Genomic DNA, 9,310 nt, shown 5'->3' with positions numbered 1-9,310 from the left:
GTGGGCGAAGCGCACCCCGACGGAGTCGAAGACGTCGAGGATCGGGTTCCACCGGTCGGCGAAGTCCTGGTAGCCGCGCTCGATCATCGACGGGGGGCGCCTGCCCGACCCCGGCCGGCGCGGCCCCCCGCCGGTGGCGGCTACGGGTCCCGACGGTGGACGACGACCACGGCGACAAGCGTCGCGGCCAGGGACCAGCCGGCGTACGCGAGCCAGGAGCCGGCGACCGTGGCCGGGAACGGATCCGGGTTCAGCACGTCGGGGTGCACCTGGGTCAGCCGCTGCCAGGCCGGGACGGGCAGCACGTGCCGGAGTTCGGCGATCCACCGGTGCGTGTCGCTGTCCACCACCAGCGGCAGCAGCACGAGCAGCACGGTGGCCGCCACGACGGCCCCGGCGGCGTGCCGGATCACCGCGCCCAGCCCCATCCCGATCAGCGCGCAGACCGGCGCCAGCACGGCGCTGCCCAGGACCGCCCCCGCCACCCCCGGGTCGCCGATCGACCAGCCGGCGTCCCGCCCGGACAGGATCGCCTGGGACGCCCAGAACGCGGTCGCCGCGGTGACCAGGCCCAGCACGAGCATCACCGCGGCCAGCACGGCCGCCTTCGCGACCACCACCGACCGGCGGGCGGGAACGGCGGCGAACGTGGCCCGGATCAGCCCGCTCTGGTACTCGCCGACGACGGTCAGCGCGCCGACGCTGGTGGTGGCCAGCATCAGCAGCAGGTAGCCGGCCTCGGGGAAGGCGTCCCGCGCCGGCCCGTACAGGTGGAACATCTCCCGCCTCCCGTCCGGGTAGCCCGGCCAGTTCCGGTAGTCGGCGAGGCTGGCGTGCACGCTCACCCCGACGACGAAGAGGAACACCAGCGGCAGCGTCCACCGGGTCGAGCGCAGCGACCACAGCTTGATCCACTCGGCGGCGAGCAGGTCGCGGAACCGGGCCGGCGCCGCGGTCACGGTCGACCGGCGGGTCCGTTCGATCGTCGTGGTCATCGGGTCTCCTCCCCGGCGTGGTACTCGACGCTGTCGGCGGTCAGCTCCATGAAGGCCTCCTCCAGCGAGGCGGTGCGGGTGGTCAGTTCGTGCAGCCCGATGCCGTGGGCGAGCGCGAGGTCGCCGATCCGGGCGGCCGGCAGACCGGCCACCACGAGCGCCCCGGCGTCTGTCGGCACGACCTGCGCGCCCTCGGCCGCCAGCGCGGCGGTCAGCGCGGCCGGCTCGGGCGTACGCACCGTCACGCTGGCGCGGGTGCCGCGGGCGGCGAACTCGGCCAGGCTCTGCTCCGCGATGAGCCGGCCCCGGCCGAGCACCACGAGCCGGTCGACGCAGTGCTCCATCTCGCTCATCAGGTGGCTGGAGACGAAGACCGTCCGGCCCTCGTCGGCCAGCCGCCGGAACAGGTCCCGCACCCAGCGCACGCCCTCCGGGTCCAGGCCGTTGAAGGGCTCGTCGAACAGGAGCACGGGCGGGTCGCCGAGCAGGGCGGCGGCGATGCCGAGCCGCTGGCGCATGCCGAGGGAGAACCCGCCGATGCGCCGGTTCGCGGCGCCGGCCAGCCCCACCTCCCGCAGCACCACGTCGACCCGGGCCCGGCCGATGCCGTTGCTGCGGGCCAGCGCGGACAGGTGCGCCGCGGCCGTACGCCCGGCGTGCACGTCGCCGGCGTCGAGCAGCGCGCCGGCATGGCGCAGCCCGCGCGGCCGGTCGGCGAACCGGACCCCGTCCACCGTGGCGCTGCCGCTGGTCGGCGTGGTGAGGCCGAGGATCATCCGCAGCGTGGTGGACTTGCCGGCCCCGTTGGGACCGAGGAAGCCGGTCACGTGACCGGGGCGCACGGTCAGGGTGAGGTCGTCGACGGCCGTTCTGCCGCCGTACCGTTTCGTCAGGGCGTTCAGTTCGATCACGTGGTCCACGGTGCCGGGCGGCGGCCGGCGCGACGTCGCCCCGGCGGCCACAACCGGCGGCCGGCGACTGGCCCCCGGGCGTACGCCCCCGGGCCGATGCCGGGGCGACGGCGCGCCGGATAGCTTGTCCGCATGGATGCCACCGTGCCCCGCCCGCGTCGTGTCTCGCGGCTGGCGTGGGCGGTGCTGCCCTGGGTCGGCGTCGCGCTGCTGCCGGTCGCCGTCGTCATGGCCCCGGCGGTCGCGTCGAGCCGCAGCGGCGTGGGGTTCGGCGACTGGTGGCTTCCGGAGCGCTACCTGGTGCCGCTGCTGGCCGTGGGGCTGCCCGCCGGCCTGCTGCGGCGCCGACCGGTGCTGGCCCTGGCGCTGATGCTCGTCGCGGCGTGCGTGGTCACCGCCGCCGTCAACGTTCCGCAGAGCGGCTACCTGACCGACATCTGGTACGCCCAGTTCCTGGCGATCGACGCGGTGGTCGGGTTGATCGCGGCGAACCGGTCGCGCCGCGTCTCGGTGCCGGTGGCCGTCGGGACGCTCGTCGTGCAGGTCGTCGCGAGCTTCGTGAACCCCAGCAGCGAGCCCCTGAGCCGGGCCATCATCTCCGTGCTCGCGGTCGTCACCGCGTGGACGGTCGGCAACTCCGTGCGCGCCCGGCGCGGCTACGCCGAGGCGCTCCGGTCGCACGCCGCCGCCGAGGCGGTCACGGCGGAGCGGCTGCGCATCGCCCGCGAGCTGCACGACATGGTCGCCCACAGCATCGGGGTGATCGCCATCCAGGCCGGCGTGGGGGCACGAGTCATCGACACCCAGCCGGCGCAGGCCCGCGCCGCCCTGGCCACCATCGAGGCGACCAGCCGGGACACCCTGGCCGGCCTGCGGCGTACGCTCGGCGCGCTGCGCCGCCCGCAGTCGGAGTCGGCGTCGCTGGACCCGACGCCCGGGCTGGACGACTTCGACCGGCTGGTCGTGGCCGCCGCCGACGCCGGCGTGCGGGTGGACCTGCGGCGCGCCGGCGAGGGGCGGCCGGTCCCGGCCGAGGTCGACCTCGCCGCGTTCCGCATCGTGCAGGAGGCGCTGACCAACGTGGTACGACACGCGGCCGTCGACCGGTGCCGGGTCACCGTCACCCGGGGCCCCGACGAGGTCGCGGTGGAGGTCGTCGACGACGGCCGAGGCGGCGCCGTCGGCGGTGAGGGGCACGGCATCGTCGGGATGCGGGAACGGGTCGCCCTGGCCGGCGGCCGGTTCCAGGCCGGACCGCGCCCGGAGGGCGGCTTCCGGGTGGCGGCGTGGCTGCCGACGCCACCGACGGCGCAGGAGTCGGCGGGTGCGGGGGAGCTGTCGGCGGCGACGGAACGAACCGGAGTGGGCGAGCGGGCCGGCGCGGGCGAGCGCGCTCGGGCGGTGGCGGACGGGCGGAACGGGATGGGCGAGCGGGCCGGGGTGGACGAGCAGACCGGGGCGGACGGGCGGGCCGGGGCGGACGGGCGGGCTGGGGTGGGCGAGCGGACCGGGATGGACGAGCAGGCCGAGGTGGGCGAGCGGGCCGGGACGGGGGCGGAATGAGCGTCCGGGTGCTGCTCGTCGACGACCAGCCGCTGGTCCGCGCCGGGCTGCGGGTGCTGATCGCCGACACCCCCGACCTGATGGTGGCCGGCGAGGCCGGCACCGGCGCCGAGGCGATCCGGCTGGCCCGCGAACTCGCGCCCGACGTGGTGCTGATGGACCTGCGGATGCCGGGCACGGACGGCATCGCGGCCACCCGGGCGATCACGGCGCAGGGTGGGCCGGTGCGCGTCCTCGTGCTCACCACCTTCGACGACGACGAGCACGTGCACGCCGCGCTGCGCGCCGGCGCGAGCGGCTTCCTCGTCAAGGACATGGCGGTGGACGACATCCTCGCCGCCGTCCGGGTGGTCGCCGCCGGGGACGCGCTGATCGCCCCCGGCGTCACCCGCCGGCTGATCGCCGAGTTCGCCCGCCGGCCCGTGCCGGCCCACCGGCCCCGCGCCCTGGACGGGGTCACCGACCGGGAACGCGAGGTGCTCACCCTCGTCGGCCGGGGCCTGTCCAACGGCGAGATCGCCGCCGAGCTGGTGATCAGCGTGGCCACCGCCAAGGCGCACGTGGCCCGCCTGTTCACCAAGCTCGGCGCGCGCGACCGGGTACACCTCGTGATCGCCGCCTACGAGGCGGGGCTGGTGACCCCGGCCGGCTGAGGCAAACGCGCGTCGCGCCTCGCGCCTCGCGCCTCGCGCCTCGCGCCTCGCGCCTCGTTCGATCTTGGTAGGAAATGGCCCCTGGAGGGGCGCTGTCGTACCAAGATCTCTAGGAGGCGGCGCGACGGGCCCCCGGCGTGGTGCCGGACGGGGGCATGGCGCGGGGGCGGGGTGCCCCGGCACAGGGCGAGGGTGGGGGTGCCTCGGCATGGCGCGGGGGTGGGGTGCCCTGGCGCGGCGCGGTTCAGCTCGCGACGGTCCGGCGTCGCCGCTCGGCACGCCACCAGCGTCGGATCAGCACCGCGCTGGCGACCAGGCCGAGCGCGGCGGGGGCGGCGGCGAACCAGTTGACGTCGCCCGGGGAGGCGGCCGCCGCGCCGACCGCCGCGTAGCCGAAGGCCGTGGGGGCGGAGGCGAGCACGCTGCCGACCAGGAACGGCAGCACCCGGGCGCCGGTGGTGCCGTAGCCGTAGCTGACCAGGCCGAAGCCGGCGATCGGCAGCAGCCGTACGCTGACCACGCCGAGGACGCTCTGCCGGGCGAACCAGCCGTCGAGCCGGGCCAGTCGGCCGCGTACCCGCTCGGCGACGAACTCCCGCCCCAGGACGCGGCCGACCGCGAAGCCCAGCGCCGCCGCCAGCAGCGCGGCGCCCAGCGCGTACGCGGCGCCCTCCAGCGCGCCGAAGATCGCTCCCGAGGCGAGCGTGATGAACGTCCGGGGGACGAGCGCCACGAGCAGCAGCGCGCCGCCCACGACCGCCGCCACGGGGGCGAGGTCGCCCAGCCGGTCGGCCAGCCCGGGCAGTTCCCCGGCCTCGGGCAGGTCGACGACGAGCAGCACCGCCCCGCACGTGGCGAGCAGGAGCAGCAGCAGCGCGAACCGGACGGCCGACGGCTCGCGCAGCAGCCGCCGGACGGGGTTCATGCCCGGGCGGCGGCGGCCACCGCGGCGCGGCGTTCGGCGCGGAGCCGGTCGGGCCAGGTGTCGTCCAGCGGCGGCAGCTGGTGCGCGCCGGTGGCCCAGCGCAGCAGCAGGTCGGCCAGGGCGGGGTTGCGGGCCAGGGCGGGGCCGTGCGAATAGGTGCCGAGCAGCTTGCCCCGCCAGGCTCCCTCGGTGGCGCCGTCGTTGCCGACCCCGGCGGTCACCCGGGCCAGCGGGGAGACCCCGGGGCCGAGGTGGGTGCGGCCGCCGTGGTTCTCGAACCCGGTCAGCGCCGGCACGCCCAGCCGCGGGTCGATGTCGCCGGCCAGCTCGCCCACGGCCCGGGTCGGCCCCCGGTCGGAGGAGAAGTCGAGCAGCTCCAGCCCGGCGCACCGGGTGCCCTTGGCGAAGAAGGAGGTGCCGAGGAGCTGGTAGCCGGCGCAGACGCCGAAGACCACCGAGCCCTGGGCGACCGCCCGGTGCAGGCCGCCGTCGGCGAGCAGCCGCTGCGCGCCCAGCGCCTGGGGGCCGTCCTCGCCGCCGCCGATGAGGTAGATGTCGGCGGTGGAGGGGAGGCGCTGGTCGGAGCGGACCTCCAGCACCTCGACCGGGAAGCCGCGCTGGCGCGCCCGGCGGGCGAGGATCAGCGCGTTGCCCCGGTCGCCGTAGGTGGAGAGCAGGTCGGGGTAGATCCAGACGATACGCAGGCTCTCAGTTGACACGGTCCAACTCCGCTCGGATGTCCTGGAACGCGGTGTAGTTCGCGATGACCTCCAGGCGGCCCGGAGGCACCGCCCGGACGGCGTCGTGGAACGTCCGCACGTGCTGGAACGGCACGTCGTTGACCTCCAGCCGGACCGCCAGGTCGTACGCGCGGTCGCCGGTGATCAGCACCTGCCGGCCGCGCAGCGGGGCGAAGTCGACGTCGAAGAGCCAGGAGGTGTCCAGCCCGTCGGGGTCCCGGGCGTTGATGGAGAGCAGTGTCGGGGCGACGTCGGCCATGTCGAAGGCCTCCAGCCAGCTGGCCGGGTTCTTCGCCAGCAGCAGCCGGATGTTGCGCCCGTCCCGGTCGACCTGCGCGTAGCGGCCCGCCACGGAGGCGACGGTGCCGAGCTGGAGCACCGCGTCGACGGGGCGGACGCCGAACTCGGCGGCGACGGCCAGCGCGGTCGCGGCGTTGCCGACGTTGACCTTGCCGGGGAGCTGGAGCTTGACCTTGTGCCAGGCGCCGGTGGGGTCGAGCACGCCGTCGTCCTCCACCGTCCACTGCGGCTGCGGGCGGCGCAGCGGGCAGCCGCTGCACCACCACTGGTCGCCGGAGCGCTGGATGGTCGAGCCGCACTCGGGGCAGACCCACGAGTCGTCGTGCCAGCGCTGCCCGGCGCTGAACCAGGTGACGTGCGGCGGGGCGATGCGGTGGTCGTGGTTGGGCGGCGGGGTCGCGGCCCACACCACCATCGGGTCGTCGGCGTTGGCGACGATGCGGACGTCGGTGTGCCGGACCAGCGCGGCGCGCCAGAGCTGCGCCATCATGGCGACCTCCTTGGCCCGGTCGAGCTGGTCGCGGGAGAGGTTGAGCAGCGCCACCACGTGCGGCTCGGTGGCCTCCAGCACCTGGGCCAGGTAGTGCTCGTCGACCTCCAGCACGGCGTAGGGCGTGCTGCCGGCCTTGGCCAGCGCGGAGGTGTGCCCGGTCGGCATGTTGGCGCCGAAGGAGTTGGTGGCGACGCGGCCGAGGACCCCGACCGCCGCGGCGGTGAGCCGGGTGGTGGTGGTCTTGCCGTTGGTGCCGGAGATCAGGGCGATCGCGCGCCCGGCCGACAGGTGGGCCAGCAGGTCGGGGTCGATCTTCAGGCCGATCCAGCCGCCGATCACCGAGCCGTCCCCGCGCCCCGCGGCCCGCGACAGCGCCGCGGCGGTCCGCGACACCGAGCTGGCCACCTTTGCCCGCAGGGGCATCTTCGCGTCCGTCACCCGAGCGAGGTTACCGGACCGGCGGGCCCGCCAGATCGCCGCCGACGGCGAACCGTTCGGCCGGGGTGGGACGGCGGGCCGGCCGGACCGCGCTCGGCCGGACGGAGTCGATCTATGTCGGAAAGCGGACGGGGCCGGCGGGCCCCCGCCGCCCTCCACTCCGCTCCACCCCCTTTGACGTGCGGTTTCGCGCGGCGGCGGGGCGCGCCACGCGGGCGATTCTGGTTGCGGGTGGAGGGAAGTGGAGTAGAGTGGGGCGCAATGGTGAGGCCGGGAGGGCCCACCGGCCCGGGGGGTCAGCGGCGCCGCGAACGCCGCTCAAGGGCGAGGGGGTTGGGCCGATGTTCCTCGGCACCCACACCCCACGCCTGGACGACAAAGGCCGGTTGATCCTTCCGGCGAAGTTCCGGGACGAGTTGGCGGGGGGTGTCGTGATCACCAAAGGGCAGGAGCGCTGCCTCTACGTCTTCCCGATGCCCGAGTTCCAGCGGATCGCGGAGCAGTTGCGCGCGCAGCCGATGACGCACAAGGCGGCCCGGGCCTACAGCCGGGTCTTCTTCGCCAGCGCGCACGACGAGGTGCCGGACAAGCAGGGCCGGGTGACGATCCCGGCCCACCTGCGGTCCTACGCCGCACTCGACCGGGACCTGGTCGTGATCGGCGCGAGCACCCGGGTGGAGATCTGGGACAAGGCCGCCTGGGAGAACTACCTCGCCGAGAGCGAAGACGACTTCGCCGACATCGAGGAGGGGGTGTTGCCCGGCGGTCTGTAGGGCGTGACGGCGCCCGACGTACTGCGAGATCTCCACCCGCTTTCGAGTTCCTGGCACCCCTTCCCCGGTGCCAGGCGCACGATCCGACAGGAGGGCCGCGGCCTCCGGCGGGCGGGAGCGGATGGGGATCTGGCGGTACGACGGCAAGGCGTCGCCCGACGACAGGCGCAGAAGGACGAGGGTTCAAACCAGTGGGGGTCGACATGGGGGAGCTACGCGGCACGCACGTGCCGGTGCTGCTCGAGCGGTGTCTCGAGTTGCTGGCCCCCGCGCTGGGTCGGGGCGGGCGGACGGTCCATGTCGACGCGACGCTGGGCCTCGCCGGGCACGCCGAGGCGGTGCTGGAGGCGCACCCGGAGACGGTGCTCATCGGGCTGGACCGGGACACCGAGGCGCTCGCCCACGCGCGCGCCCGGCTGGCCCGCTTCGCCGACCGGATCCACCTGGAGCACGCCGTCTACGACGAGCTGCCCGAGGTGCTCGACCGGCTCGGCTATCCGGGCGTCGACGGGGTCCTGTTCGACCTGGGGGTCTCGTCGTTGCAGCTCGACGCACCCGACCGCGGGTTCGCGTACGCGCAGGACGCCCCGCTGGACATGCGGATGGACCAGACCCGGGGGGTGACCGCCGAGGAGGTGGTCAACACCTACGCGCACCCGGACCTGGCCCGGGTGCTGCGGGTCTACGGCGAGGAGAAGTTCGCCGGCCGGATCGCCTCGGCGATCATCCGGGAGCGCGAGCGGGCCCGGATCACCTCCTCGGCGCGGCTGGCGGAGCTGGTCCGGGAGTCGATTCCGGCGCCGGCCAGACGAACCGGGGGACACCCGGCAAAGAGAACGTTTCAGGCTTTACGGATCGAGGTAAACAGGGAACTGGCAGCGCTGGAGACGGCGCTGCCGGCCGCGCTCGACAAGCTCAACGTGGGCGGCCGCATGGTGGTCCTGTCCTACCACTCGCTGGAGGACCGGCTCACCAAGGCGGCGCTCGCCGACCGGGTCCGCAGTAAGGGCCCGGTCGACCTCCCGGTCGAACTGCCCGGGTCGGGTCCGACGTTCCGGCTGCTCAGCCGGGGCGCCGAACTGCCCGGGGAGAGGGAGGTCGCCGCGAATCCGCGGGCCGCCTCCGTGCGGCTGCGGGCGGCGGAGCGACTCGACCCGGACGCGGCGCAGCAGGGGCGTACCGACCGCGAACGGTACCGCCGGCGGGTCAAGGCGATGCACCAACCGGGGGCGGGGTCCACCGGATCCGCGACGGATCCGACGGACCCCGGGGGACGGGACAGGGACGGACGAAGAGGGGGAGGGACATGACTATTGACAAGCGCGACCGCCGGGACGTGACCGGCGGCGGGCAGCGCGCACCGCGATCGGGGGGCCGGATCGCGGCGGAGCGGGCCACGCGCACCGGTACCGGCACGCCTCGGGCGGACCGGGCGAGCCGGCTGGGGGAGACTCGCGCCCGGGGGGCGCGCGAGTTCCCGACCCAGGGCAGCGCCGCGCTGCGGCCGGCCGAGCGGGGC

General features: G+C 75.4%; 8 protein-coding genes and 2 pseudogenes. 5 read left to right on the top strand and 5 right to left on the bottom strand.

Features of this window, described 5'->3' with window-relative positions; all coding sequences use genetic code 11:
• Window positions 1-140: 140 nt before the first annotated feature.
• The gene (locus tag ACWENR_RS27420) at window positions 141-995 is read right to left on the bottom strand and encodes an ABC transporter permease subunit (RefSeq protein WP_452279833.1); all 855 of its coding nucleotides are present in this window, start codon (window positions 993-995) and stop codon (window positions 141-143) included.
• Window positions 992-1,906, bottom strand: coding sequence for an ABC transporter ATP-binding protein (locus ACWENR_RS27415; protein WP_452279832.1), 915 nt, complete (start codon window positions 1,904-1,906; stop codon window positions 992-994). The genes ACWENR_RS27420 and ACWENR_RS27415 overlap by 4 nt, the downstream gene beginning before the upstream one ends.
• 132 nt (window positions 1,907-2,038) lie before the next feature.
• Here ACWENR_RS27415 and ACWENR_RS27410 point away from each other — a divergent pair, with 132 nt between their 5' ends.
• A complete protein-coding gene (locus ACWENR_RS27410) occupies window positions 2,039-3,469 on the top strand; it encodes a sensor histidine kinase (RefSeq protein ID WP_452279831.1) in 1,431 nt (476 codons plus the stop codon).
• Complete coding sequence (locus ACWENR_RS27405; protein ID WP_452279830.1) at window positions 3,466-4,122, top strand: response regulator; 657 nt, start codon at window positions 3,466-3,468, stop codon at window positions 4,120-4,122. The genes ACWENR_RS27410 and ACWENR_RS27405 overlap by 4 nt, the downstream gene beginning before the upstream one ends.
• Window positions 4,123-4,366: 244 nt before the next feature.
• Here ACWENR_RS27405 and ACWENR_RS27400 read toward each other — a convergent pair whose 3' ends face one another.
• Genes ACWENR_RS27400 through ACWENR_RS27390 form a run of 3 tightly spaced genes read right to left on the bottom strand, consistent with a single transcriptional unit; the run spans window position 4,367 to window position 7,003 of the window.
• Complete coding sequence (locus ACWENR_RS27400; protein ID WP_452279835.1) at window positions 4,367-5,104, bottom strand: TVP38/TMEM64 family protein; 738 nt, start codon at window positions 5,102-5,104, stop codon at window positions 4,367-4,369.
• On the bottom strand, window positions 5,044-5,766 hold the full coding sequence (locus ACWENR_RS27395) for a type 1 glutamine amidotransferase (RefSeq protein ID WP_452279829.1): 723 nt from the start codon (window positions 5,764-5,766) through the stop codon (window positions 5,044-5,046). Before ACWENR_RS27395 ends, ACWENR_RS27400 begins: the two co-directional genes overlap by 61 nt.
• On the bottom strand, window positions 5,756-7,003 hold the full coding sequence (locus ACWENR_RS27390) for a MurT ligase domain-containing protein (protein ID WP_452279834.1): 1,248 nt from the start codon (window positions 7,001-7,003) through the stop codon (window positions 5,756-5,758). Before ACWENR_RS27390 ends, ACWENR_RS27395 begins: the two co-directional genes overlap by 11 nt.
• Window positions 7,004-7,359: 356 nt before the next feature.
• On the opposite strand from ACWENR_RS27390, the gene mraZ reads away from it, so the two are divergent.
• The 3 genes and pseudogenes from mraZ to ACWENR_RS27375 form a co-directional block, all read left to right on the top strand.
• Window positions 7,360-7,791, top strand: coding sequence for a division/cell wall cluster transcriptional repressor MraZ (gene mraZ, locus ACWENR_RS27385; RefSeq protein WP_452279828.1), 432 nt, complete (start codon window positions 7,360-7,362; stop codon window positions 7,789-7,791).
• A 203-nt stretch (window positions 7,792-7,994) separates the two neighbouring features.
• Window positions 7,995-9,108, top strand: a pseudogene (gene rsmH, locus ACWENR_RS27380) (16S rRNA (cytosine(1402)-N(4))-methyltransferase RsmH).
• A pseudogene (locus ACWENR_RS27375) lies at window positions 9,098-9,310 on the top strand (hypothetical protein); the annotation flags it as partial. The pseudogenes rsmH and ACWENR_RS27375, both read left to right, overlap by 11 nt.

Source organism: Micromonospora sp. NPDC004336, assembly GCF_053602615.1.
The sequence above is the reverse complement of the archived record's forward strand: the minus strand, read 5'-3'. Positions and strand labels throughout refer to the sequence as shown.

Excerpts from the sequence above, each read along its gene's own strand:
- ACWENR_RS27390 (WP_452279834.1), bottom strand. The coding sequence starts at position 7,003 with ATGCCCCTGCGGGCAAAGGTGGCCAGCTCGGTGTCGCGGACCGCCGCG.
- ACWENR_RS27410 (WP_452279831.1), top strand. The coding sequence starts at position 2,039 with ATGGATGCCACCGTGCCCCGCCCGCGTCGTGTCTCGCGGCTGGCGTGG.
- mraZ (WP_452279828.1), top strand. The coding sequence starts at position 7,360 with ATGTTCCTCGGCACCCACACCCCACGCCTGGACGACAAAGGCCGGTTG.
- ACWENR_RS27420 (WP_452279833.1), bottom strand. The coding sequence starts at position 995 with ATGACCACGACGATCGAACGGACCCGCCGGTCGACCGTGACCGCGGCG.
- ACWENR_RS27405 (WP_452279830.1), top strand. The coding sequence starts at position 3,466 with ATGAGCGTCCGGGTGCTGCTCGTCGACGACCAGCCGCTGGTCCGCGCC.